The following is a 24,790-nucleotide window of genomic DNA, read 5'->3' on the forward strand; positions in this document are numbered from 1 at the left end:
TCAAGCGGGCACGCTTTTCGCCCGCTTGACACCCCTCTTCGCGTGTGGCCAGCTTCTGGTGCGGCTTGTGACGGGACCCCACCGCCAACGCAAGCACCTACGCAACCGCCGGCCGCCCAACGCAACAGGCGTGCCATCAACCCGCCAGCGGCGCGGAGCCCCCGATCAGATTGCCGGGAGTCTGGGGGCAGCGCCCCCAGGGGGAAGCACGCAACGCACGGTCGCCGCCCGCAAGGCGACCACCCGCAGAAACAAACAGGGGACGCATGCTGACGCAGGCGTCCCCCCGAAAGAAGACCCCCTCGCAACACAACGTACTCAGGGGGTCCGACAAGATTCACTTGCGAGGCTTCGGCTTCCAAACGACAAGCGCGGTCTCCTGCCGAATCGGCACCAGATCCCGCCGATAAGAAGCATGAACAGCAGCCGCAGCCGAGTCGACGGAAGCCAACGCCTGAGCCAACTCGGCCTGCAGCTCGACGACCCGCGACCGCAGAGCATCGACCTGGTTCTCCAGGTCGATGATCCGCTTGATCCCCGCCAGGTTCACGCCCTCGTCCTGCGACAACCGCTGGACCTCGCGCAACAGCACGATGTCCCGCATCGAGTACCGCCGCCCACCGCCGGACGTGCGACCGGGAGAAACCAGTCCCATCCGGTCGTAGGACCGAAGGGTCTGCGCGTGGAGCCCGGACAGCTGGGCGGCCACCGAGATCACGAAGAACGGCGTGTCCTCATCGGTCCCAGGGGGGAACGGAAAACCCACCGGACTCACCGCCCTTCAAGCAGCGCGTTCAGGTCACCGCGCGGATCGTGGTCAGCCGTCACGTCGGCGTACGCCTCGAGGGCCTTGCGGGCCTCGGACGAGAGGTTGTTCGGCACCGCCACCTCCAGCGTGATCAGCAGGTCGCCGGCGGTCCCGTCCCGCTTGACGACACCCTTGCCCCTGGCCCGCATCTTCTGCCCGGAGCTGGTGCCGGCCGGCACCTTCAGGGTGACCTTGCTGTCAAGGGTCGGCACCGTCAGCGTCGTGCCGAGCGCGAGCTCGGAGAACGTCACCGGCACCTTCAGCGTGAGGTCGTTGCCCTCGCGGCCGAACATGCTGTGCGGGTTGACGTGCACGCGCACCAGCAGGTCGCCGTTCGGGCCGCCGTTGCGGCCGGGTTCGCCCTGGCCCGCGAGGCGGATCCGCTGGCCGTCGACGACGCCCGACGGGATCCGCACGGTCAGGGTCCTGGTCCGGGTGCTCGTCCCGTCGCCACCGCACTCGGGGCACGGGTCGTCGATGATCCGGCCCGTGCCGCGGCAGTCGCGGCACGGCTCGCTGAACGCGAACGACCCCTGCGAGCGGGTGACCAGGCCGGAGCCCGAACACGTCGCGCAGGTGTGCGGCGTGGTGCCCGGCTTGGCGCCGGAGCCGCCGCACGTCGAGCAGGCGGCGGGGGACGACAGCCGCAACGGGACCGTCGCTCCCTTGACCGCCTCGGTGAAGTCGATGCGGATGTCCGTCTCGACGTCCTCGCCACGACGGCGCGCCGTAGCGCCGGCCGCTCCGCCGCCGCGGCGGTTGAAGAGGCCGCCGAGCAGGTCGCCGAGGCCTCCGCCGCCGGTGCCCTGCGCGGCGCGGCCGAACAGGTCGTTGACGTCGAAGCCGCCGGAACCGAAGCCGCCGGAGCCCGGGAAGCCACCGCCGCCCGCGAACAGGCGGCGGGCCTCGTCGTACTGCTTGCGCTTGGCCGGGTCCGACAGCACGCCGTAGGCCTCGGAGACCGCCTTGAAGCGGGCCTCGGCCTTGGCGTCACCGGGGTTCGCGTCGGGGTGCAGCTCGCGGGCGAGCTTGCGGTACGACTTCTTGATCTCGTCCGCCGACGCGTCGGAGGAGACGCCGAGCTCGCGGTAGAAGTCCTTTTCGATCCAGTCCCTAGCACTCACCGGACGTCTCCTCCTCCCTAACCTTCTTCAGTCGGCGCGGCACTTGCTGCCGGCTCGTGGTCCGTCACCGCGACGAGCGCGGGGCGGACGAGCTTGTCGCCGAACGTGTAGCCGCGGCGCAGGACGGCCGTGACCGTCGGTCCGTCGACGTCCGGGGACGTGCTGTGCTGCACGGCCTCGTGCACCGACGGGTCGAACGCCTCGCCCTCGTGCGCGAACGGCTCCAGGCCGGTCTTCTGCAACGTGGACACGAGCTTGTCCGCCACGGCCTTGAACGCGCCGGTCAGGTCGCCGTGTGCGGCGGCCCGCTCGACGTCGTCCAGCACCGAGAGCAGCTCGCCCGCCACGGACGCCTTCGCGTTGTTGATCACCGCTTCGCGGTCGCGTTCCACCCGCTTGCGGTAGTTCGCGTACTCGGCGGTGAGCCGCTGCAGGTCGGCGGTGCGCTCGTCGAGCTGGACCTTCAGCTCGGCGGCCGCATCGTCCACGACCTCGGCGACCAGGGGCTCTTCGGAAACCGGAGCAGCACCTTCCTCCGGCGCCGCGTGGGCCGGCGCCCGGACCTCCCCCGTCTCGGGGTCGATCCGGTGCCGGTCGTCCGCGACGACCTGAGGCTGCTCCTCGTCAGGGGCGGCGTGCCTCGGCTCGGTCACTTCTTCTCGTCCTCGTCCACGATCTCGGCGTCGACGACGTCGTCCTGGCCGGCCTTGGCACCGGCGCCCGCACCGGCGGCACCCGGAGCGTCGGCACCGGGGGCCTCGGCACCGGCGGCACCCGGCGCGTTGGCGTAGATCGCCTGGCCGATGGCCTGGGACTCGGTCGCGAGCTTCTCCACCGCGGCCTTGATGGCGGCGATGTCGGTGCCCTTGAGCGCCTCGGTCGCCTCGGCGATCGCGGCGTTGACCTTCTCCTTGATCTCAGCCGGGAGCTTGTCGTCGTTCTCCTTGACGACCTTCTCCGTCTGGTAGACCAGGGTCTCGGCCTGGTTGCGGACCTCGGCCTCCTCGCGGCGGCGCTTGTCCTCCTCCGCGTGGGCCTCGGCGTCCTTGACCATGCGGTCGATGTCGTCCTTCGGCAGCGCGGAGCCACCGGTGATCGTCATCGACTGCTCCTTGCCGGTGCCCAGGTCCTTCGCCGACACGTGGACGATGCCGTTCGCGTCGATGTCGAAGGTGACCTCGATCTGCGGCACGCCACGCGGGGCGGGCGGCAGGCCGGTCAGCTCGAACATGCCGAGCTTCTTGTTGTGCGCCGCGATCTCGCGCTCGCCCTGGAAGACCTGGATCTGCACGGACGGCTGGTTGTCGTCCGCCGTCGTGAAGGTCTCGGAGCGCTTCGTCGGGATCGTGGTGTTGCGCTCGATCAGCTTGGTCATGATGCCGCCCTTGGTCTCGATGCCGAGGGACAGCGGGGTGACGTCGAGCAGCAGGACGTCCTTGACCTCGCCCTTGAGGACACCGGCCTGCAGAGCCGCGCCGACGGCGACGACCTCGTCCGGGTTCACGCCCTTGTTGGGCTCGCGGCCGCCGGTCAGCTCCTTGACGAGCTCCGCGACGGCGGGCATGCGGGTCGAGCCACCGACGAGCACGACGTGGTCGATGTCGCCGACGGAGATGTTGGCGTCCTTGATCACGTTGTTGAACGGCGCGCGGGTGCGCTCAAGCAGGTCGTTCGTGATCCGCTGGAACTCGGCGCGGGACAGCGTCTCGTCGAGGAACAGCGGGTTCTTGTCCGAGTCGACGGTGATGTACGGCAGGTTGATCGAGGCGTTGCTGGAGCTCGACAGCTCGATCTTGGCCTTCTCGGCGGCCTCGCGGATCCGCTGCAGGGCCATCTTGTCCTTGGTCAGGTCGATGCCGTTGGCCTGCTTGAAGCGGTCGACCAGCCAGTCGACGATGCGCTGGTCCCAGTCGTCGCCACCGAGGTGGTTGTCACCGGAGGTCGCGCGGACCTCGACCACACCGTCGCCGAGCTCGAGCAGCGAGACGTCGAACGTGCCGCCACCGAGGTCGAAGACCAGGATGGTCTGCTCCTTCTCGCCCTTGTCGAGGCCGTACGCCAGAGCGGCGGAGGTCGGCTCGTTGACGATGCGGAGCACGTTGAGACCCGCGATCTGGCCGGCCTCCTTGGTGGCCTGGCGCTGCGCGTCCTCGAAGTAGGCCGGGACGGTGATGACGGCGTCGGTGATCTCCTCACCCAGGTACGCCTCGGCGTCGCGCTTGAGCTTCATCAGCACGCGCGCGCTGATCTCCTGCGAGGTGTACTGCTTGCCGTCGATCTCGTCGGTCTTCCAGTTGGTGCCGACGTGGCGCTTGACCGAACGGATGGTGCGGTCGACGTTGGTGACGGCCTGGTTCTTCGCGGGCTGACCCACGAGGACCTCGCCGTTCTTCGCGAACGCGACGATGGACGGGGTCGTCCTCGAGCCCTCCGAGTTGGCGATGACCGTCGGCTCACCGCCCTCGAGAACGGCGACGACGGAGTTGGTCGTCCCCAAGTCGATGCCGACTGCACGCGCCATTGGAGTTCCTTCCGCTAGTACTTGTTGAGCGTTGCTGGCTCAAGTTTGCCACCTGCTCAACCTTGAGCCTACCCGACTCAAGCTTTCTGACTGTGCCAACGGCCGGGAAGCTCGCGTTGTTCCCTCAGAACGCCACGAGGGCCACCCCTTGTGGAGTGGCCCTCGACACAGTCCCCCTCGGACGTGCCTCAGATGGCGAACACCCGGACCTCGCCGGAGCCGGTGGAGAGGTTGAGTTCGAGCGAGGCGTTCGGGTCGGTGGCGACGTGGATGTCGCGGTCACCGCTGCCCGAGTTCCCGGTGATCTTGTAGGGACCTCCTGGCACCCGCACGTTGACGTCGCCGGAGCCGCTGTTGGCCCGGATGGACCTCGGCTCCGCCATGGTCAGCTCGACCCGGCCGGAGCCGCAGTCGGCGATCACGTCGCCGCTCAGGAAGGACCCGTCGATGTCGCCCGACCTGGCGACGGCGAGCAGCTTGCCCTTCACCGTGTTCAGCTCGATGCGACCGGAACCGAGGTCGGCGGTCACGGCGCCACCGACCCTGGTGGCCCGGAAGTCGCCGGACCCGGCGTCGACCTTGACGTCCCCCGCGATGTCGAGCGTGGTGATGTCGCCGGAGCCCGTCGAGTACTCGACGGAGGCGACCCCCTCGACGACCGCGTTGCCCGATCCCACGTCACCGACCACGGTGACGTCGGCCGAGGGCACGAGCACGTCGTAGTTGGCCTCGCAGTTGTCGCCGCACGTGTCCAGCACCAGCGCGGTGCCCTCGACGTGGTGCGTGGGCCCGTTCGGCTTGTTGTTCTTGTTGTGCTGCACCCTGCGGTGGACCTTGGTCTCGGTCAGGCCCTGCTGGTACCTGATCGTCACGTCCCCCGACCCGTTGCGCGCACGCACGGACGTGATCTTCTCCGCGACCACGTGGTCGTCGGCGAACTCGTACTCCACGATGCGGATGCCACAGCCCGTCAGCGCCGTGAGCACCGTCCCCGCCACCAACGCCACCAGCGCTGTCCTCATCATGGACACAAAAGTAGAGGCGGCCCTGCTCACGGACACGGCAGTGCACCCCCGAAGCAGGGGTGGGGTTCTCCCTACCTAGCGCTAAACGAGGTCCTCGAGCATCGCGCGCAACGCGGGAGCCGTGCGCGCAGGGTCGTTCAGGAACCGCGTCGACGCCAGCACGTGCGCGGGCGCGATGCGCTCCCACAGCAGGCCCTCGACAGGTACCTCGACGATGTGCAGCTCCACGCTCTGCGCCCACCGGCCGATGCGCGACTCGATGCCGCGCAGCACGTCGCCGATCGGCAGCGCGGCCGGGCTCTGCACCCGGTGCAGCTGCTCGATGCCCGGCTTCAGCGCCACGACGGCGGCGTGGGAGGCGGGGCGGGTCAGTAACGCGGCGGCGTCCTCCGGCAGCGCGGGCTCGGCGCCGCGGGTGCACGCGTCCAGCGCGTCGGCCCACCAGCCCGGCCACTCGGCGGTCACGGCGGCGCGGTCGACACCCGCGGGCACCTGCACCGGCAACGACGGCTCCAGGCCGGGCACGTGCGGCTCGACGTCGACGGACAGCGCCAGCGAGTCGCGCACGTAGAGCGCGGCGAGGAGCCCGAGGCTCACCCCGTGGCTGATGCCGGACACCTCTCGCGCGAACTTCATGGCCTCATTCTTCCCGCGGGACGGCCGTGAAATCGTCGCGGCCGCGGATCAAGAAGGACACGATTGGCTCCAGCTCGTCCTCGTTCGGAGCAACGTCGGCGATCAGGCCCTGGATCAGCAGCCCGTCGATCGCGGCGAGGAACGCCCGGAACGCCACGGGATCCGCCGGCCGCACCGCCTCCACCGCCAGGTCGAGCCACCGGCGCGCGGCGGCCTTCAGCTCGGGACGCCTGCCCGCCAGCAGGTACAGCTCGTACTCGGCGAGCGTGCGGCCGCGGTTCTCGTCGACCGCGTTCGCGATGACCTTCGCGATCTCGCGCGCACTGCCGCCGCTCGCGACGATCTGCAGCATGTCGTCGCACAGCACCTCGGCCGACCACAGCAGCGTGGCGATCAACAGGTCGTCGAGCGTCGCGTAGTAGTAGGTCGGTGCCGTCGTCGGCACGCCAGCCTCACGCGCCACGCTGCGGTGCGTCACCCCGGCGATGCCGTCGCGTTCGATCACGCGGAGCGTGGCCTCGATGATCGCCCTGCGCTTCTTCTCGCCCCGCGCCTTGCGGCCGTCGACCTTGCGGCCGTCGACCTGCCGGGGCTCCACTACCGCGGTCAGTGCGTCCTCCCGAGCTCGAGCGTCACCACGCCCCCGATGATCAGGACCAGGCCGACGACCATCGTGGGGTTGAGGGTCTCGCCGAGGAACCGCCAGCCGATGACCGCCACGGAAGCAACGCCGATGGCCGACCACACGGCGTACGCGACGCCCACGGGCATACCCAACTTCAACGCGCGCGAAAGTGCCGTGAAGGCGATGGCGTAGCCGACGACGACCACGACCGACGGCCACATCTTGGTGAATCCCTCGGAAAGCTTCAACGACACCGTAGCGGCGATCTCCGCCACGATCGCCGCGCCCAGGTACACGTACAACACGGCGACCTCCACAGTTTCACCCCAACTACCTGAACGATTGTTCCATAAGTTTTCGATCACCATCCGGATACTTGACCGGTACGTGAGGAGACACCGGCCACGTCCAAGTGGTTACTCAGGAGTAACCTGGCCTAGACTCCCGCCATGACCCTCCAGCTGGTTCTCGGACTCGTCGCCGTAGCGGTGAGCGTCGTCGCCTGGGGCGTGTTCGTCACCGGCGTCTGGAAGATGATCAAGATCATCCGGCTCGGCCAGCCGGACGGCACCCGCTTCGGGCCGTTCTGGCCGCGCCTGAAGACGATGGTCGTCGAGTTCGTCGCGCACACCAGGATGGCCAAGTTCCGTTCGGTCGCCCCGTGGCACTGGATGGTGATGTGGGGCTTCCTCATCGGCTCCGCGGTGCTGTTCGAGGCCTACGGCGAGGTGTTCGACCCGCACTTCCACTGGCCGGTCATCGGCACGTGGTCCGTCTGGCTGCTGCTGGTCGAGCTGCTGGGCCTCGGCACCGTCGTCGGCGGTGTGGCGCTCGCGATCATCCGCCAGCTCAACCACCCGCGCAGGGCCGACCGGATCTCCCGCTTCGCCGGGTCGAGCTTCCGGTCCGCCTACTTCGTCGAGGCGGTCGTGGTCATCGAGGGCATCGGCATCCTCATGGTCAAGGCGTTCAAGCAGTCGAGCGGGCTGGAGTCCGCGCCGCTGTGGACGTCGTTCGTGACGCAGCCGCTGTCGCAGATCCTGCCCTCCGCGCCCATCTGGGTGTCGGTGATGGCGCTGGTCAAGCTGCTGAGCGGCATGATCTGGCTGGTCGTGGTCGGCCGGAACCTCACGATGGGCGTCGCCTGGCACCGGTTCTCGGCGTTCTTCAACATCTACTTCAAGCGCGAGGACGACGGCGGCGTCGCCCTCGGCGCGCTCAAGCCGATGATGTCCGGCGGTCAGGTCCTCGACCTGGAGGAGGCCGACCCGGACAAGGACGTGTTCGGCGTCGGCAAGGTCGAGGACTTCAGCTGGAAGGGCTGGCTCGACTTCTCCACGTGCACCGAGTGCGGACGCTGCCAGTCGCAGTGCCCCGCCTGGAACACCGGCAAGCCGTTGTCCCCCAAGATGGTCATCACGCAGCTGCGCGACCACGCGTTCGCCAAGGCGCCGTACCTGCTCGCCGGCGGCTCGCGCGACATGGCCGGTGACGAGGTCGGTCTCGTCGAGGACAAGTACGAGGACTACAAGAAGCGCCTCGAGTCGATCGACGTGCTGGCGATGGCCGAGTCCGAGCGGCCGCTGGTCGGCGGCCCCGACGAGCTGGGCGTCATCGACCCCGAGGTGCTGTGGTCGTGCACGACCTGCGGCGCGTGCGTCGAGCAGTGCCCGGTCGACATCGAGCACGTCGACCACATCGTCGACATGCGCCGCTACCAGGTGCTGATCGAGTCGAACTTCCCGACCGAGCTCGGCGGCATGTTCAAGAAGCTCGAGACCAAGGGCAACCCGTGGGGCCAGAACGCCAAGGACCGCTTGGCGTGGACCGAGGGCCTCGAGTTCGAGGTGCCGGTGTTCGACGGCGACCTGGGCGACGCGGAGTACCTGTTCTGGGTCGGCTGCGCCGGTGCGTTCGAGGACCGCGCGAAGAAGACGACGCGTGCCGTGGCCGAGCTGCTGCACACCGCGGACGTGAAGTACACGGTGCTCGGCCCGGAGGAGACCTGCACCGGTGACCCGGCCCGCCGCGCCGGCAACGAGTTCCTGTTCCAGATGCTCGCGCAGCAGAACGTCGAGGTCCTCAACTCGGTGTTCGAGGACCGGCCCGCCGGTCAGCGCAAGATCGTCGTGACGTGTGCGCACTGCTTCAACACGCTGGCCAACGAGTACCCGTCGGTCGGCGGCACGTACGAGGTCGTGCACCACACGCAGCTGCTGAACAAGCTGGTGCGCGAACGCCGCCTGGTGCCGGTCGCTCCGGTCACCGAGGACGTCACGTACCACGACCCGTGCTACCTGGGCCGCCACAACAAGGTCTACGAGGCACCGCGCGAGCTCATCGGCGCGTCGGGCGCGAAGCTGCGCGAGATGCCGCGCCACGAAGAACGCTCGATGTGTTGCGGCGCGGGCGGTGCGCGCATGTGGATGGAAGAGCGGATCGGCAAGCGCATCAACCTCGACCGCGTGGACGAGGCCCTGGGCACCGCGCCGTCGAAGATCGCGACCGGTTGCCCGTTCTGCCGCGTGATGCTCACCGACGGCGTCACGGCGCGGCAGTCCGACGGCCAGGCGGGTGCGCACGTCGAGGTCGTGGACGTCGCGCAGATGCTGCTGGAGTCGGTGCGGCGCGGCACGGAGAAGAAGGACACGCCGACCGACGAGGTCCCGACCGGCACGCCGCTGCCGGACGAGGACAAGGCGAAGGCCTGACCTGACAGCGAAAAGGCCCTCGGTCCACATCGGACCGAGGGCCTTTTCGCGTTCTGTCAGTCGTTGTCGGTGATCTTGTCGTAGACCACGTTCAACACCCAGCCGGTCAGGGCGACGATGATCGCGCCCCAGAAGGCGGGCCAGAAGCCGTCGACGCGGAACGGCAGGTCGAGCTGCTCGGCGATCCACCCGGTGAACATGAACAGCAGCGCGTTCACCACGAGCCCGATCAGGCCCAGCGTGACCAGGTAGAACAGGCAGCCGAAGAACTTCACGAGCGGCTTCACGACCGCGTTCACCAGACCGAAGATCACCGCCACGCCGATCAGCGTGAGGATCCTCGAGCCGGTGGTGCCCTCACCCAGGTCGATGCCGGGGAGGGCGGTCGACACCCAGACCGCCACGGCAGTCAGCAGCACATGCACCAAGATGCCCATGCCGCGCAGACTAGCCGTGGCGGGTCCTTTGTGGTCGGAACCGGCGGCGCGCACCGGTCATTCGGACAGCGGGTAGCCACCCATCTCGCACCCCTCCCTCTCGTGCCATTTAGCACGATATCGGATAGTACGAGATCGTAGCAATCACTCCTTGCCGTCGAGCGCGAGCCGCGTGCGCCGGTGAGCGGGCCCGAGCTCACCCGACAGCACCTCCATGACCTGCCGCAACAGGTCGCGCAGGTGCTCCAGGTCGGCGCCCGGCAACGCGGTGAAGAGGTCGCGCTCCCGTTCCGCCTGACCGGCCACGATCCGCAGGAAGACCTCGCGCCCGGCGTCGGTGAGCGTCGCGGGCAACGACCGGCGGTCGCTCGGGTCGAGCTCGCGGACCACGAGTCCGGCCTTCTCCAACCGGTCGAGGCGGCTCGTGATCGTCGTGGCGGGGCTCAGCGTGCCGTTGGCGAGCTGCTTGGGCGTGAGGCGGTGCGGCGGCCCGATCCAGAACAGGCGCGCGAGGATCTCGTAGTCGGCGCGGTTGAGGCCGTGGGGCGCGGCGATCTCCGTGGCGAGGAAGTCGAGGTACTTGCTGATCTGGTGCACCCGGTCGACCACGCCCTCGACCACCGGATCGATCGCCGGAACCATGGCCCTCCACGACTCGACCTCGGCATCGGTGTCGTCCGCACCACGCTTGCCCATCACACGATGGTAGTTGCGCCGGAACGCAGAACGGCCCGCGTCTCTCCCGGACGCGGGCCGTTCCGTCTTACCCCCTGGTGATCAGCGTCCCCCCGGAGCGGATCCCAGCCTTAAGACACCCCAGGGGCCGTCGATGTTGCCCCGACCCGTGAATGTCACTCGAATGCAGTAACGATCAGACCTTCTGCCGGCGGCGGGCACCGAAGACCGCCAGTCCGCCGAGCACCAGCGCGCCCAGACCGATCGCGCCCGCGGCGACGGGGTCGGCACCGGTGTTGGCCAGCGCCACCGTCTGCACGGCCTCCGGCGACGCGGCGACCGGGGCGCCACCCTTCGGCTGGCCGGGCAGGAGGTTGATCCGACGGGTCAGCACGTCGTTGGACGGGTCGGTGTCCGCGTAGAGGCTCCGCGTCTGCCACTTGACCTCGCCGCCCTTGAACCCCTCTTCCACGACGACCTTGGCGCCGAGGAACTCGATCATGCCCGGCTGCTCCAGACGGCCGTACGCCACGTGCACCTGCTGACCGACGACCACGGCGTCCACGCTCAGACCGCCGACCGGCTCCAGGATGCGCAGCCCCTCCGGCACCGTGAGGGTCCCGCCGAGCCTCTCCGGCCCGTTGCCGTTGGCCGCGACCGAGCCGTAGACGTCGAAGACGTCGCCCACCCGGAAGTCGTTCTGCCCGGAGGCCACCTGGCCGTTGTAGTCGATGAGCACCTGGTAGGCCTTCAGGTCCGCGCGCAACGTCATGTAACCGGCGTCGATGCCCTTGACCTGCTCGCCCTTGGCGACCGCGACCGGCCGCGAGACCCCGGTGACCCAGTCGAACTTCGAGTCGCCGCCACCCCTGACCAGCACCAGCGGGTCGTTCTGCCGCGTGGCGGAGACCAGCCGGTACTCGCCGGCCGCGAGACCGTCGAAGCAGTAGACGCCGTCCGCTCCGGTCTCGACCTGGCGGTTCGTCCCCTCCAGCCCCACGAGCCGACCGGCCAGCGGACCCTCACCGGCCTGGCGCCTGCCGTCGGAGTCGGCGTCGTTCCAGGCGACGCCGCAGATCGAGCCGCCGCGCAGGCCGAACGACACCGAGTACCCGTTGTCGTCGGCGACGTCGACCTTCACCGAGGTGGGGCTGGTGCCGCCGAGCTTCGGGTCGACGTAGCTCACCTCGTAGGCGCCGGCCTCCACGTACTTCACGGTCCAGATGCCGGAGGCGTCGGTCGGGTACCTGCCGGACTTGCCGTCCGCTCCCGTCACGACGACGTCGACGTCCCTGATGCCCGGCTCGTTCTCCTGCGGCACCCCGTCGCCGTTGAGGTCGTTGAACACGCGCCCGCCGATGGAGCTCGTGGGGCGGTTCTCGTCCTGCGCGAACGCGGTGCCGGAAAGCGCGAGCGGCACGGCGACCAGCGAGGTGGCGACGGTGACGGCGGCAGCGCGAATCAGCTTGCTCATTTTTCTTCCCCCCAGGGAATGCGCGCAGCACAAACAGGGCCGCACATTTTTCGGTGGATTTACCAGCTGCTCCAGCAGCCGGTCGCTATAGAGTCGTTCAGGGGACACGTCCGGTTGCCACCCGAGACACAACCGTGATTTTCGCCGGTCAACGGCTCGCGCCTGACCGGTGGGGCCGCGGTGCGCGGCCTAGAGTGATCGCCATGAGCGAGAAGCAGTCGGGATCCGGCGAAAGCACCCTCACAGTCGTCCTCGCACTGCTGGTCAACCTGGCCATTGCGATCACGAAGGCAATTGCGGGCGTTTTGACCGGTTCGGCGGCAATCCTCTCCGAAGCCGCGCACTCGGTCGCCGACACGTTCACCGAAGCGCTCCTGCTGACGGCCCTGCGCCGCTCCGACCGCCCGGCCGATCGCCGCCACCCGTTCGGCTACGGCAAGGAGCGCTACTTCTGGTCGCTGCTGGCGGCCGTCTCGATCTTCGCCTCCGGCGCGATGTTCGCGTTCTACGAGGGCTTCCGCACGGTCTTCGGCGAACCGGAGGAGCAGACCCGGCCGCTGGTCGGCTACATCGTCCTCGGCCTGGCCTTCGTGCTGGAGTCGGTGTCGTGGACGCAGGCGTTCCGCCAGGTGCGCTCGGAGTCCGCCGAGCACGGCCGCGGGTTCTGGGACTTCCTGCGCGTGTCCGACGACCCGACCGTCAAGACGGTGTTCCTGGAGGACTCCGCGGCCCTGATCGGCCTGGTCCTCGCCTTCGCGGGCCTGGGCCTGCACCAGCTCACCGGCTCGTCGCTGTGGGACGGCCTGGCGTCACTGGCCATCGGCGCCCTGCTGGCGATGGTCGCGTACGTCCTCGCGCGCACCAACCGCGGCCTGCTGATCGGCCGCCAGGCAGACCCCGTGCTGGTGAAGGCGATCTGGAAGCGCCTCGGCGAGGAACAGGAGGTCGACGCCGTCGTGGACGTGCTGACGATGCTGATCGGCACCGACCGCGTGCTCCTGTGCGCACGACTCGACTTCGACGACGCCCTGACGGCCGCCGAGCTCGAACACGCCTGCGTCCGCATCTCCGCGGGGCTGCACGAGGAGTTCAAGGACCTGGACGAGATCTTCCTGGAGCCCGTCCCGCGCACCGACCCGGAGCTGCGCCGCCGCGTGCTGGAGCGCTACGGGTTCTGAGCGTTCGGCGGCTCAGCTGCTCAGCGGCGGGTGTCGGTGCGGTGGAAGTTGAGGTAGGCCCGGCTGGGCGTGGGCCCGCGCTGCCCCTGGTACCGGCTGCCGGCCTGCGTGGAGCCGTACGGGTGCTCGGCGGGGCTCGACAGCTTGAACAGGCAGAGCTGCCCGATCTTCATGCCGGGGTGCAACGTGATCGGCAGGTTCGCGACGTTGGACAGCTCCAACGTGATGTGCCCGGAGAACCCGGGGTCGATGAACCCGGCCGTGGAGTGCGTCAGCAGGCCGAGCCGCCCGAGGCTGGACTTGCCCTCCAGCCGCCCGGCCAGGTCGTCCGGCAACGTCACCATCTCGTAGGTGGAGCCGAGCACGAACTCGCCGGGGTGCAACACGAACGGCTCGCCCTCGGGCGCCTCGACCATGCTGGTGAGGTCGTCCTGCTGCTGCGCGGGGTCGATGTGCGTGTAGCGCGTGTTGTTGAAGACCCGGAAGAACCGGTCCAGCCGCACGTCGATGCTGCTCGGTTGGAGCATCTCGACGTCGAAGGGGTCGAGGACGAGCCGGCCCGACTCGACCTCTTTGCGCAGATCCTGGTCACTCAGCAGCACCCGGACAGGCTAACCGAAGTCGCGGAGTCGGTGGACGGGCGCGGTGCCCGGCTGTGTATGATCGGCTTCGAGCTTGCTCGTGCGGGTGTAGTTCATTGGTAGAACGACAGCTTCCCAAGCTGTAGAGGCGGGTTCGATTCCCGTCACCCGCTCCACTCGAAGGCCCTCCTCGCGGGGGCCTTCGTCGTTTCAGTCGACCGGCAGGCCCCACGGCCGGCGGTCCAGCTCCACCCAGCCCCCGCCCTGAGCGAGCGCCGCCCGCACCCCGGCCACGTGGTCGGCGAACGAGGCCAGGTCGCCGTGCAGCAGTTCGGCGCGTTCCACGTCCAGCGGGTGCGTGTCGTCGTGCCACAGGTCGACCGGGAACGAGGCGACGAAAGCCATCGACTGCAGCAGTTGCAGCAGGGCCACGGACGGGGCCGGGGTCTCGGCCAGGTAGTCGGCGCGGATCGACTCGCAGGTTGCCAGCAGTGCTCGCACCTGGCGGATGGCGTCGGCCGGGGTGCCGTCCCACGACGGGTCCGGCCACACGCGGTCGCTCAGCTCCAGCCAGAGCCGCCAGCCCGTGGCGAGCTCGGCATCGTCTGCGGGACACCACTTACCCATGCATCCACTGTGCATGCGCTGGGACGAAGAGTCTCGTGACGATGACGCACGCCACGACAACCATCGGGTGACATGTGCGTCTTGTAGCGCATGACGCGTACGAGGCAATGGTTCGCCGCGCTGCTGAGTGTCGCTATCGGGCTCGCGCTGGGCGTGGTTCTGACGTTGCTCGCTGTGCCTGCGCTTCGGTACGAGGTCACCGAGAGCGCCAACCTGCTCACGCGGGTGCTGGCCTACGGGTTCCTGCTCGTGCCCGTTGCCGTGGTGACGGTGTTGAGGAGTCCCATGCCCGTCACGCACACGACCGGGCTCGTGGCGGGTGCGACGGTGGTGCTGGCGACCAGCGCGCAGAGCTACACCGGTACGCCGATGCCCTACGTGTGGCTCGCGGCGGCGACCCTGTTCGGGTGCGCCGCCGCGAGGATCATGCGGAACGAGCGGGTTACGCCTTCACCTTCTCCGGCTCTGGCTCATCGGAGTTGAGCGAGTCGAGCAGGACGTCGCGCTCGGTCGAGGGCTCCTTCCTCAGGAAGCCGATGGCCAGGTACAGCACCAGCGACAGCATCAGCGGCCACGACACGAGCACGCCCTTGGTGACCCAGGCCGCCTTGTTCATCTGCTCGACGTAGAGGAACGCCCACATGCCGAGGCCGCCGACGACCGAGGCGATGGCCGCGGTGGAGCCGATCTTGCGGAACCACGGCAGCAGGCCGAGCATCAGCGGGATGGCGATCGGGCCCATCGTGGCGGCGACCAGGTCGACCACGACCTTCAGCACGAAGCCCTGGCCTCCCGAGGCGATGGCGATGATCATGCTGATGCCGATGAACGCGAACGTCGTCACGCGGGCCAGCAGGAGCTGGTTGTCCGCCGAGAACGACTTCACCTTCTTCCAGATGTGCGGCAGCATGTCGCGGTTGATCACGGCCGCGATCACGTTGGCGTCGGACGACACCATGGCCATCGTGTGCGAGAAGAAGCCCGCCAGGACCAGGCCGATCATGCCGGCGGGGAGCATCTCCTTGCCCATCTCGATGTAGGCGTTCTCCGCCTGCGCGCCTTCGAGGCCCGGCACGATCAGCGGCGCCGCCCACATCGGGAAGAACAGCACGAGCGGCCACACGAGCCACAGCGCGGACGACAGCAGGGCGGAGCGCTTGGCCGCGAAACCGGACGGCGCGGCCATGTAGCGCTGCGCCAGGTTCCACATGCCGCCGTTGTACTCGAGCGTCTTGATGAGGAAGAGCGCCATCAGGAACGTCGAGGTGTACGGGCCGGCGAGCGGGTCGCTGTGGCTGTCCGGCAGCTTGTCCCAGATCGTCGCGGGGAAGCCCCAGCCGAGGCGGCCGGCGACGGCGAAGAACATCGCGAAGCCGGCTGCCGCCTGGATGACGAACTGGCCGAAGTCGGTGAGCGCGTCGGCCCAGAGGCCGCCGAGCACCGAGTAGACCATCGTGACCAGGCCGATGATGATGATCCCCCAGGTGATGGGGACGCCCGCGAAGCCGCGCAGCAGGATCGAGACGGCCGCCCACTTCGCGGCGATGTCGACGACCTTGAGCAGCGCGCCCGCGTAGGCCATGACCTGCTGGGTGGGCAGGTTGTAGCGCTTGGCCAGGTACTCGAGCGGTGACTTGACGTCGTGCTTGGAGCGCAACCGGTTCCACCGCGGCGCGAACAGGAACGCGCCGATTCCGACACCGATGCCGATGGTCAGCGACCACCACACGTAGACCGTCAGGCCGAGCCGGTAGGCCTCGGACGCGAACGCGACGAACATGACCGCGCTGTAGCCCGACATGTGGTGGGAGATGCCGGACAACCACCAGGGCATCTTGCCGCCGGCGGTGAAGAAGTCGGCGATGTTCTGGACCCGCCCGCGTGACCAGAGTCCGATCGCGACCATCACGAAGAAGTAGCCGACGACGACTACCCAGTCGAGGGTGCCCATGTGACCTCCTGCGGCGTGTGCACACACGTGTGCCCGCGAGAGCACCAGGCCTGGGGCGGCGGAACCTGGCACATCCGCACGGGATATGTGACGTAGGTCTTACGAGACTGTTGCGGCGGGGCGGAAGACCTGCGCTCACCTTGAATCACATTCGTGACCCTTGTTCATCCACATGAACTGCCTATTCCGCGTCACGCGTCCGAGGGAACGACGTCACTCGTCTGGAAGCACGAACGGAGGTGCTGATGCTCCCGCCAGGCCGGCCTGCTCCCGGCGTCGCGCTGATCGACCCCGTACCGCTGTACCGCGAAGGCCTGTCCGCTCTGGTCAGGCGCACTCCCGGGCTGCGCTGGCTGGGCTCGACGGGGGACCTGCACTCCGCCGTCCGCCTGCACGCGCGGCTGCGCCCGGACGTCCTGCTCGTCGACTCCGTGCTCGACCCGGCCGGTCACCTCGCCCGGCTGCTCCTCGAACGCGACCCAACACTGCTGGTCATCGGGCTGGTCCGCGACGCGCACGCCCGCGGCAACTACCTGACGACCGCGCTGGACGCGGGCGTGCGCGGCGTCGTCCCGCGCAGCGCCCAGCCGGGCGAGATCGTGCGGGTGATCGCCGAGACCTGCCGTTCACGCGCGTTCGTGCACCCCGACCTGCGGGGCACCGAACGGCCGACGCTGACCCGGCGCGAGTACGAGGTGCTCACGCTCATCGCGGAGGGGCTGGAGAACCAGCAGGTCGCGAAGGAGCTCGTCGTGTCCGTGGAGACCGTGCGGACCCACGTGAAGGGCATCCTGCGCAAGCTCAGCGCCCGCGACCGGACGCACGCGGTGTCGCTGGCCTACCGGTCAGGACTGCTGCTCGGCGGCCCACCCGAGCTCGAGTAAGCCGAAGACCTCGTCGGCCGCCCGCTCGCGGTCGGGGCGGTCGAAGATCACGTCCCTGGCCTCCAGCGCGAACCGGGCCAGCGCCGCGCACCTCACGTCGTCCTCCGGCGCGCCGACCTCCTCGGCGATGGCCCGCGCGAGCGCGTCCTGGTGGCGCGTCCACATCCGGTGGCCGTAGTCGCGCAGGGCCGGGGTCTCCACGACCAGCCGCTGGAAGACCTCGAACTGCGGGTGGTCGGCGTGCCCCCGCGCCGCCTCCACGAAGTGGTCGCGCAGCGCCATCGGGATCGACCGGCCCTCCCGGTGCCGCACGGCCTCGACCAGCGCCGACTCCTGCTCCTCGTCCTCGTCGAAGAGCAGCGCCTCCTTGCTCGGGAAGTGCTTGAACAACGTCGTGACCGACACGTCCGCGGTGTCGGCGATCTCCTTCACGCCGACCTCGTCGAACCCGCGCTCCAGGAACAGCCGCGTCGCCGCGTCGGCGATCGACCGGCGGGTCTGCAGCTTCTTCCGCTCACGGCGGCCGAGCTCGGTCACCACCCGATCGTACCTCATGGGTTGAGCAGATCCAAAAGTGTAGCGATTGCACTTTTCAACTCGATACGCTTTCATGGGTCCATGACCACACCGCACATCGCCATCGCAGGAGCCGGTCTCGGCGGCCTGACCTGCGCCCGCGTCCTCCAGCTGCACGGCTTCACCGACGTCACCGTCTTCGAGCGCGAGAGCTCGTCGGACGCCCGCCAGCAGGGCGGCACCATCGACCTGCACGCCGGCAGCGGCCAGGAGGCGGTCCGCGCCGCCGGCCTCTTCGACGAGTGGCGCGCGCTGGCCCGGTTCGAGGGCCAGGAGCAGCGCAAGGTCGACCACGCCACGGCCGCGCTGGTCGAGCACGAACCGCCGGAGGGCGACTTCCGCCCCGAGATCGACCGCGGTCAGCTGCGCGAGCTGCTGCTCGGCTCGCTGGCTCCCGGGACCGTCGCGTGGGGTCGCGGCATCTCCTCCGCCGCACCGGGTGGCGAGGTCGCGTTCCTGGACGGTTCGACCGGCGCATTCGACCTCGTCATCGGCGCGGACGGCGCCTGGTCACGCGTGCGCGGGGCCGTCTCATCCGCCGTGCCGCACTACACCGGCGTGATGTTCGTCGAGACCCGCCACGACCACGACGAGCGCCTGCTCGACCTCACCGGCCAGGGCACGATGCTCGCCGAGCACGAGGGCCTGATGCTGTGGGCGCAGCGCAACAGCGGCGACCACATCCGCGCGTACGCGTGCCTGCGCGCGGACGAGAGTTGGAGGCCCTCCAACGCCGAGCTGCTCGACCTCTACTCCGGCTGGCACCCCGATCTGAGGGCGTTCCTCGCCGGCGAGCTCGTCCACCGCCCGCTGTACACGCTGCCCACGCCGCACACGTGGGAGCACACGCCCGGCGTCACGCTGCTTGGCGACGCGGCCCACCTGATGCCGCCGCTGGGAGTCGGGGCGAACCTCGCGATGCAGGACGCCGCCGAACTGGCGCTCGCGATCGCCGCGCACGGCGTCCGGGACGGTGTCCCGGCCTACGAATCGGTCATGCTGCCGCGCGCGGCCGAGATGCAGGGGCTCACGAACCCCGGCCTGCTCGACATGGTGCCCGAGCGCCCGGTACGCGTCTGACCGGCTCTCATGCCCGATTCAGGCCGCCTGGAGGACTGTCGGTTTCGCCACCAGTGGGTGGTCGGCCTTGCCGGGGTTACCGTCGGGTAATACTCTGTTGTTACCGGTCAGTAGGCGACGCCCGCCCCGACCCTGAGGAGTGAGCTGACGAGATGGGCCACTACAAGAGCAACGTCCGGGATCTCGAGTTCAACCTGTTCGAGGTCTTCAACGTGCAGGACCACCTCGGCACGGGGCCGTTCGAGCAGTCCGACGAGGACACGGCGCGCAGCGTGCTGGCCGAGGTCAAGAACCTCGCGGAGGGTGTCCTCGGCGACTCCTTCGTCGACGCGGACCGCAACCCACCGGTGTTCGACCCGGCGACGCACTCGGCGACCCTGCCGGAGTCGCTGAAGAAGTCGTACCAGGCCGTGTGGGACGGCGAGTGGTACCGCCTGTTCCTGCCGACCGAGCTGGGCGGCTTCGGCACCCCGCCGTCGGTCACCTGGGCCGCCTCCGAGCTGCTGCTCGGCGCGAACCCGGCGGTCTACATGTACCTGGCGGGTCCGAGCTTCGCGACGGTCGTCTACAACAACGGCACCGAGCGCGACCAGCACTGGGCCAACCTGATGATCGAGCGCGGCTGGGGCGCCACGATGGTGCTCACCGAGCCGGACGCCGGTTCGGACGTCGGCGCCGGTCGCACCAAGGCGATCAAGCAGGACGACGGTTCCTGGCACATCGAGGGCGTGAAGCGCTTCATCACGTCCGCGGACCAGGACCTCACCGAGAACATCATGCACATGGTGCTGGCGCGTCCCGAGGGTGAGGGCGTCGAGTCGAAGCCCGGCACCAAGGGGCTGTCGCTGTTCCTGGTGCCGAAGTTCCACTTCGACCCGCAGACCGGCGACCTGGGCGAGCGCAACGGCGCCTTCGTCACCAACGTCGAGCACAAGATGGGCCTCAAGGCGTCCACCACGTGCGAGCTGACGTTCGGCCAGCACGGCGTGCCCGCCAAAGGCTGGCTGCTCGGCGAGGTGCACGACGGCATCGCGCAGATGTTCGACGTCATCGAGTACGCCCGCATGATGGTCGGCACCAAGGCCATCGCCACGCTGTCGACCGGCTACCTGAACGCGCTGTCCTACGCCAAGGAGCGCGTCCAGTCCGCCGACCTCACGCGCATGACGGACAAGACCGCCCCGCGCGTCACCATCACCAACCACCCGGACGTGCGCCGCAGCCTGATGCTGCAGAAGGCGTACGCCGAGGGCCTGCGCGCCGTGTACCTCTACACCGCGACGCAGCAGGACAAGGTGATGCTGGGCGGCGGCGACGCGGAGCTCGCGGCCAAGGTCAACGACCTGCTGCTGCCGATCGTCAAGGGCGTCGGCTCGGAGCGCGCGTACGAGCAGCTGGCGCAGTCGCTGCAGACGCTGGGCGGCTCGGGCTTCCTGCAGGAGTACCCGATCGAGCAGTACATCCGCGACGCGAAGATCGACTCGTTGTACGAGGGCACCACCGCCATCCAGTCGCTGGACTTCTTCTTCCGCAAGATCATCCGCGACAAGGGCCAGGCGCTCGGCTTCATCAACGGCGAGATCCAGTCCTTCCTCGACAACGAGGGCGGCAACGGCCGGCTGAAGGAGGAGCGCGCGCTGCTCAAGCAGGGTCTCGAGGACCTGCAGGGCATGCTCGGCTCGCTGGTGGGCTACCTGACCACGTCGCAGGAGGACGTCCGCAACCTGTACAAGGTCGGCCAGAACTCGGTCCGCCTGCTGATGACCGCGGGTGACGTGCTCGTCGGCTGGCTGCTGCTGCGCCAGGCCGAGGTCGCCCTGCAGAAGCTCGGCGGCACGGTGTCGGCCAAGGACAAGGCGTTCTACGAGGGCAAGGTCGCCGTGGCGTCGTTCTTCGCGAAGAACGTGCTGCCGGAGCTCACCGCCCGCCGCAAGATCGCGGAGTCCACGGACAACTCGCTCATGGACATCGACGAGAGCGTTTTCTAGAAGCGCCTCGACGGACGACGGGTCCTCCCACCTCCTGCCCGAGGTGGGAGGACCCGTTTTCGTTGCGCCACATCAGAGGGAGAACACGACCGGTCCGATGACGGCACCGACGTTGAGCGCGGCCGTCGCGTAGGAACCGGCCATCGTGGGCGCACCCGCCGCGTGGTGCAGGATGCGCGCGATCAACGTGCTGCCGACCGCGAACGACAGCGCACCCAGCACGAAGACCAGCAGCAGCAACGCGATCGGGTTCGTGCCGAGCAGATCGAGGCTCCACCACCCGACGAACACCAGCGGTCCGCCGAACAGCACGACAGGCCGTGGCGACGAGTCGGCCAGCCGGCCGCCGATCGTGACGCCGAGGAACGAACCGGCGCCGAACAGCACGAGCGCGACGGGCACCCACCACTCGCTCAGCCCGGCGACGTCCGTGACGACCGGGGCGAGGAACGTGAAGTGGCCGAACGTCACCGCGTTCACGGCCACCGCGAGCACGACGGCCAGGGCGAGCCGCGGCTTGGCGAGCTCGGCCAGCTCCGGTCGCAACGCGGGCGGGCCGGTGCGCTCGGCTTGAGCCGGAATCCCCTTCAGGACACCGAAAGCCGCCGGGACGCACAACACCGCGACGGCGAGGAACGGTGCGCGCCAACCGAATGCGGTGCCCAGCAACGCCCCACCCGGCACCCCGGCGATCGTCGCCACCGTCGTGCCGGACAACAGCACCGCGAGCGCCCGCCCACGTCGTCGTGGTGGCACCGAAGCGGAAGCCGTCGTCAGGGCCACGGCGAGGAAGCCGGCGTTGGCGAGCGCGGCGACCAGCCTGGACGCCAACAGCACGCCGAAGTCCGACCCGAACGCGCCGACCACGTGCGCGGCCAGGAACACGACGACGAACCCGGACAGGCTCAGGCGAGGTGACCAGGTGCGTGCCACCACGGCCATCAGCGGTGCGCCGACGACCATGCCGAGCGCGAACGCGGAAGTCAGCAGACCGGCGGTGCCCACGGGCACGCCCAGATCGGTCGCGATGGCCGGCAGCAGACCGGCGAGCATGAACTCGGAGGTGCCCATGGCGAACACGGCCAGGGCGAGCAGGTACAGCGAAAAGGGCATGAAACGACTCCGGAGGCGAAGAGGTGTCAGGGGCTGACGGTCAAAACCGCAGCCCCGAACCTGTTCGCCTCCGGACTCACCACGACTGCAACGCTAGCGCGGACGCACGGCGTCACGCACCGCGGTTCTCACTCCTTCAGCGCCCGCGCGGCGGCGAAGCAGTAGACGCCGAACGCCGCGATGCCGATCGCGACCGCGCTCAGCAGGAACATGCCGTAGGGCTGGGCCACCAGCGTGTGCAGCGCCTTGTCCATGCCACCGGCCTGCTCCGGGTCCGCCTTGATCGCGGCGAGCCCGACCAGGACACCGATCACGCCGTACGCGACGCCCTTGCCGATCCAGCCGATCCGGCCGACGGGCTCGACCCACGACGGCACGCGGCTCATGTCGAGGTCCTTCTCGAAAGACTTCTTGAAACCCTTGTAGGCGATCACGCCCGCGATGACGAGCACGCCGATCGCGACGGCGCCGACGAGCCACTGGCCGCCCGGCCACGCGAGGACCTGCGCCGTCAGTTCCTGGTTCTGGTCCGTCTGGCTGCCACTGCTGCCGCTGGTCGCGTACTTGAACGCACCGAACGCGATACCGCCGGCGGTGATGGCGCGCGCGGCGGACCCGATGCGCTTCGAGAGGCGCTTGCGCTTCTTGCCGATGTAGGTGTAGCCGACGAAGGCCAGGATCAGCTGCCAGATCGCGAAGAAGACCAGGCCGATGCCCACGGTCCACAGCAGCCAGGCGCCGCCGTCCGCGAGCTCGGTCAGCGCACCCTTCGAGTCCGTCCGCTTGGCGTCCCCGCCGAACGCGACCTGGAGCGCCAGCCACGCGATGAGCACGTGCACCGCTCCGTACACAACCATCCCGACCCGCCCCAACGTCTGGACGACGGGGTGTCTTCGCGCCTCATGCGCAACAGTGGCCACGAACGGGTGACTACCCGTTCGTGGCCACTCCGAATCGCGAGTTTCCGGCTCATCCGCCGGGCGGCGGCTCACAGATGATCTTGAACTGCGGGTCGTACCTGACGGTCCGCGACTCGCTGCGCGACTGGCCGCTGCGGCGGTCCGTGATCGTGCGGGTGTCGGTCACCGAGAAGCCGGGAGCGCCGTTGCTGGGCGTGCAGCCGGCCTTGCTGACCTTCTTCTCCTGCGGCTGGGTGGGGTTGAACTCGCCGCTGGTCGAGCCGGTCACATCGTAGTTCTTGGTGCCCCACAGCACGATCTTGATCGACGAGCCCGTCCAGATCGTCTGGATGGCGACGCCCGTGTCGTCCGGGTTCGTGAACGCGATGTCGATCAGGCTGTTGCCCGCGCCGTCCATGAACACGGTGGCCTCGCGGCCCTTCGGGTACCGCGTGATCCAGTAGCTGTGCTCCTTGTGGCCCGCGTCCTTCATGCCCGCGTAGTACGACGCGTTGTAGAGCGTGGTCGCGAACTGCGAGATGCCGCCACCGACCGCCATGCCGGGGATGCCGTTCTCGATGATGCCCGCCTCGACGTAGCCCTGCGCGGTGCCGCGGGGGCCGGTGTACTTGTTGAGGCTGAACGTCTCCTTGGGCTTCACGATCGCGCCGTTGACCTTCTCGGCCACGACCCGGATGTTGACGCCGGAGGCGGCGGCGAAGCCACCGGTCTGGAACTCGCCGATGACCTCCTTGATGCCCATCTTGTTCGCCTGCTCGGTCGTGACCTTGGCGGGCGTGTGCTTGTACTCGAACTTGACCTCGCGGCCGTCCGCCTTCTTCACCGTGTCGAAGTAGGGCTGGAGGTTCTTGTCCCAGTCGAGGTCGAGGCCGTCCACCGACTCCTTGACGATCGGCCTGCCGCCCTCGAACACGATCTGGGCGTCCTTGCCCTCCTTGACCGTGTCCTTGAGCTGCGGGGCGGCCGCCTCGACGAGCTTGTCCTTGTTGACCGAGACGTTCAGCGCGCCGCCGTCGCCGGGGGCGAACGCCAGCGTTGCGCCGATCTGCTCGGGGGTCAGGGTCGCGTCCTTGCCCTCACCCTTGATCTTGACCGGGCCGGAGACCGCCGTCTTGACGACGTCGTTGAGCGCCTTCTCGACGCCCTCCTTGGTGGTCTTGACCGGGGTGAAGTCCATCGGGACGTCGACGCTGCCGGAGGCCCAGCCGGAGATGACCGCGCTGGTCGCGTCCTCGGTCTTGAGCTTCTGGCCGTCGTGCGGCTCGACGGCGGCGGGGGTGGCGCCCTCGAACTTGATCGTGCCCTCGATGGGCTCGTGGTCGAGCTTGGGGCGCAGGGCCTCGAGCGCGCCGGAGACCTTCGCGTCGTCGGCCTTGGTCGCGACACCGACCTCGCGGCTGGTGAAGAACGACGTCACGCGCGTGAGCGGGCTGAGCGGCTGGCTGCCGGCGCGGTCGATCGTGGCGTCCCAGTCGAGCTCCAGACCGGCGGCCTTCGGGTCGAGCTCGGCCGTGACGTCGCCCGCCTTCAGCGCGACCGGCTTGCTCAGGCGCGGGCCGATCTCGTCGCGGAGCTTCTTCTCGGCCTCGGAGTGGCTCATGCCGCCGACGTCGACGCCCGCCACGGTCACGCCGCGCGGGACGTTGCCGCTGGAGACCAGGATGTCGAGGCCCCAGAGCAGGCCGAAGGCGCCGACCACGGCCGCGGCCACGATCAGCACCTTCTTGCGCGAGTTCTTCGGCGGTGCCTCGTCCTCGCCCGGTTCGATCATCACGGGCCCGTAGACGCCGGAGTCCTCCGGCCGGGGCTCGGGCGGCGCCACCGGCCGCATGTACTCGGTGGCGTCCTCGCCGGCC

The 24,790-nt window shown here is 69.0% G+C and carries 23 protein-coding genes, 1 tRNA gene and 1 pseudogene; 7 read left to right on the plus strand and 18 right to left on the minus strand.

Translation table 11 applies throughout. The features are described from left to right. Window positions 1–337: 337 nt before the first annotated feature. The 8 genes from VF330_RS28515 to VF330_RS28550 form a co-directional block, all read right to left on the minus strand. Complete coding sequence (locus VF330_RS28515; RefSeq protein ID WP_330854776.1) at window positions 338–766, minus strand: heat shock protein transcriptional repressor HspR; 429 nt, start codon at window positions 764–766, stop codon at window positions 338–340. Window positions 767–771: 5 nt separating this feature from the next. Further along, a complete protein-coding gene (gene dnaJ / locus VF330_RS28520; RefSeq protein ID WP_330854777.1) occupies window positions 772–1,932 on the minus strand; it encodes a molecular chaperone DnaJ in 1,161 nt (386 codons plus the stop codon). 17 nt (window positions 1,933–1,949) lie between these two features. Beyond that, window positions 1,950–2,585: a nucleotide exchange factor GrpE gene (gene grpE, locus VF330_RS28525; protein ID WP_330854778.1), complete on the minus strand. Its 636-nt coding sequence runs from the start codon at window positions 2,583–2,585 to the stop codon at window positions 1,950–1,952. Continuing rightward, on the minus strand, window positions 2,582–4,453 hold the full coding sequence (gene dnaK / locus VF330_RS28530) for a molecular chaperone DnaK (RefSeq protein ID WP_330854779.1): 1,872 nt from the start codon (window positions 4,451–4,453) through the stop codon (window positions 2,582–2,584). The genes grpE and dnaK overlap by 4 nt, the downstream gene beginning before the upstream one ends. 188 nt (window positions 4,454–4,641) lie before the next feature. Continuing rightward, complete coding sequence (locus tag VF330_RS28535) at window positions 4,642–5,478, minus strand: DUF4097 family beta strand repeat-containing protein (RefSeq protein WP_330854780.1); 837 nt, start codon at window positions 5,476–5,478, stop codon at window positions 4,642–4,644. A gap of 81 nt (window positions 5,479–5,559) precedes the next feature. Continuing rightward, window positions 5,560–6,114 (minus strand): hypothetical protein, encoded by a 555-nt coding sequence (locus VF330_RS28540; protein ID WP_330854781.1) that lies wholly within the window; start codon window positions 6,112–6,114, stop codon window positions 5,560–5,562. A gap of 4 nt (window positions 6,115–6,118) precedes the next feature. After that, a complete protein-coding gene (locus VF330_RS28545; protein WP_330854782.1) occupies window positions 6,119–6,712 on the minus strand; it encodes a TetR family transcriptional regulator in 594 nt (197 codons plus the stop codon). A gap of 8 nt (window positions 6,713–6,720) precedes the next feature. Beyond that, on the minus strand, window positions 6,721–7,044 hold the full coding sequence (locus tag VF330_RS28550; RefSeq protein ID WP_330854783.1) for a multidrug efflux SMR transporter: 324 nt from the start codon (window positions 7,042–7,044) through the stop codon (window positions 6,721–6,723). Window positions 7,045–7,188: 144 nt separating this feature from the next. Here VF330_RS28550 and VF330_RS28555 point away from each other — a divergent pair, with 144 nt between their 5' ends. Further along, window positions 7,189–9,450: a (Fe-S)-binding protein gene (locus tag VF330_RS28555; protein WP_330854784.1), complete on the plus strand. Its 2,262-nt coding sequence runs from the start codon at window positions 7,189–7,191 to the stop codon at window positions 9,448–9,450. Window positions 9,451–9,506: 56 nt separating this feature from the next. Here VF330_RS28555 and VF330_RS28560 read toward each other — a convergent pair whose 3' ends face one another. The 3 genes from VF330_RS28560 to VF330_RS28570 all read right to left on the minus strand — a co-directional run bounded on the left by VF330_RS28560 (window position 9,507) and on the right by VF330_RS28570 (window position 12,036). Further along, window positions 9,507–9,887 carry a phage holin family protein gene (locus tag VF330_RS28560; protein ID WP_330854785.1) on the minus strand — a complete coding sequence of 127 codons (381 nt, stop codon included), beginning with the start codon at window positions 9,885–9,887 and terminating at the stop codon, window positions 9,507–9,509. A 144-nt stretch (window positions 9,888–10,031) separates the two neighbouring features. Continuing rightward, on the minus strand, window positions 10,032–10,583 hold the full coding sequence (locus tag VF330_RS28565; protein WP_330854786.1) for a MarR family transcriptional regulator: 552 nt from the start codon (window positions 10,581–10,583) through the stop codon (window positions 10,032–10,034). A 175-nt stretch (window positions 10,584–10,758) separates the two neighbouring features. After that, a complete protein-coding gene (locus tag VF330_RS28570) occupies window positions 10,759–12,036 on the minus strand; it encodes an SdrD B-like domain-containing protein (RefSeq protein ID WP_330854787.1) in 1,278 nt (425 codons plus the stop codon). A gap of 203 nt (window positions 12,037–12,239) precedes the next feature. Between VF330_RS28570 and VF330_RS28575 the strand changes: the two genes are divergently transcribed. Beyond that, window positions 12,240–13,214 carry a cation diffusion facilitator family transporter gene (locus tag VF330_RS28575; protein ID WP_330854788.1) on the plus strand — a complete coding sequence of 325 codons (975 nt, stop codon included), beginning with the start codon at window positions 12,240–12,242 and terminating at the stop codon, window positions 13,212–13,214. A 20-nt stretch (window positions 13,215–13,234) separates the two neighbouring features. Here the strand turns inward: VF330_RS28575 and dcd are convergent, their stop codons facing one another. Further along, on the minus strand, window positions 13,235–13,816 hold the full coding sequence (gene dcd, locus VF330_RS28580) for a dCTP deaminase (RefSeq protein ID WP_330854789.1): 582 nt from the start codon (window positions 13,814–13,816) through the stop codon (window positions 13,235–13,237). Window positions 13,817–13,897: 81 nt separating this feature from the next. Here dcd and VF330_RS28585 point away from each other — a divergent pair. Next, a tRNA-Gly gene (locus VF330_RS28585) sits at window positions 13,898–13,971 on the plus strand. A gap of 34 nt (window positions 13,972–14,005) precedes the next feature. On the opposite strand, the gene VF330_RS28590 is transcribed toward VF330_RS28585, so the two are convergent. Further along, complete coding sequence (locus tag VF330_RS28590; protein ID WP_330854790.1) at window positions 14,006–14,422, minus strand: hypothetical protein; 417 nt, start codon at window positions 14,420–14,422, stop codon at window positions 14,006–14,008. Between the two features lie 174 nt (window positions 14,423–14,596). On the opposite strand from VF330_RS28590, the gene VF330_RS28595 reads away from it, so the two are divergent. Further along, entirely contained in the window at window positions 14,597–14,905 is a 309-nt protein-coding gene (locus VF330_RS28595; RefSeq protein ID WP_330854791.1) for a hypothetical protein, read from the plus strand. On the opposite strand, the gene VF330_RS28600 is transcribed toward VF330_RS28595, so the two are convergent. Next, the gene (locus VF330_RS28600) at window positions 14,865–16,373 is read right to left on the minus strand and encodes a sodium:solute symporter family protein (protein WP_330854792.1); all 1,509 of its coding nucleotides are present in this window, start codon (window positions 16,371–16,373) and stop codon (window positions 14,865–14,867) included. The two genes, VF330_RS28595 and VF330_RS28600, sit on opposite strands and share 41 nt — an antisense overlap. Window positions 16,374–16,618: 245 nt before the next feature. On the opposite strand from VF330_RS28600, the gene VF330_RS28605 reads away from it, so the two are divergent. Further along, the gene (locus VF330_RS28605; RefSeq protein ID WP_330854793.1) at window positions 16,619–17,257 is read left to right on the plus strand and encodes a response regulator transcription factor; all 639 of its coding nucleotides are present in this window, start codon (window positions 16,619–16,621) and stop codon (window positions 17,255–17,257) included. Here VF330_RS28605 and VF330_RS28610 read toward each other — a convergent pair. Further along, complete coding sequence (locus VF330_RS28610; protein ID WP_330854794.1) at window positions 17,219–17,812, minus strand: helix-turn-helix domain-containing protein; 594 nt, start codon at window positions 17,810–17,812, stop codon at window positions 17,219–17,221. The two genes, VF330_RS28605 and VF330_RS28610, sit on opposite strands and share 39 nt — an antisense overlap. 63 nt (window positions 17,813–17,875) lie before the next feature. Between VF330_RS28610 and VF330_RS28615 the strand changes: the two genes are divergently transcribed. Beyond that, window positions 17,876–18,913 (plus strand): NAD(P)/FAD-dependent oxidoreductase, encoded by a 1,038-nt coding sequence (locus tag VF330_RS28615; protein WP_330854795.1) that lies wholly within the window; start codon window positions 17,876–17,878, stop codon window positions 18,911–18,913. 152 nt (window positions 18,914–19,065) lie between these two features. Next, on the plus strand, window positions 19,066–20,901 hold the full coding sequence (locus VF330_RS28620; protein ID WP_330854796.1) for an acyl-CoA dehydrogenase: 1,836 nt from the start codon (window positions 19,066–19,068) through the stop codon (window positions 20,899–20,901). 84 nt (window positions 20,902–20,985) lie between these two features. On the opposite strand, the pseudogene VF330_RS28625 reads toward VF330_RS28620, so the two are convergent. From VF330_RS28625 to VF330_RS28635, 3 genes and pseudogenes are all read right to left on the minus strand, one after another. Next, a pseudogene (locus tag VF330_RS28625) lies at window positions 20,986–22,014 on the minus strand (Cmx/CmrA family chloramphenicol efflux MFS transporter); the annotation flags it as partial. Window positions 22,015–22,142: 128 nt separating this feature from the next. Continuing rightward, on the minus strand, window positions 22,143–22,871 hold the full coding sequence (locus VF330_RS28630; RefSeq protein WP_330854798.1) for a DUF1206 domain-containing protein: 729 nt from the start codon (window positions 22,869–22,871) through the stop codon (window positions 22,143–22,145). A gap of 112 nt (window positions 22,872–22,983) precedes the next feature. Further along, window positions 22,984–24,765 carry a VanW family protein gene (locus VF330_RS28635; protein ID WP_414675473.1) on the minus strand — a complete coding sequence of 594 codons (1,782 nt, stop codon included), beginning with the start codon at window positions 24,763–24,765 and terminating at the stop codon, window positions 22,984–22,986. Window positions 24,766–24,790: the final 25 nt, after the last annotated feature.

Origin of the sequence: Lentzea sp., assembly GCF_036380075.1 — a bacterium.
Classification (GTDB): Bacteria; Actinomycetota; Actinomycetes; order Mycobacteriales; family Pseudonocardiaceae; genus Lentzea.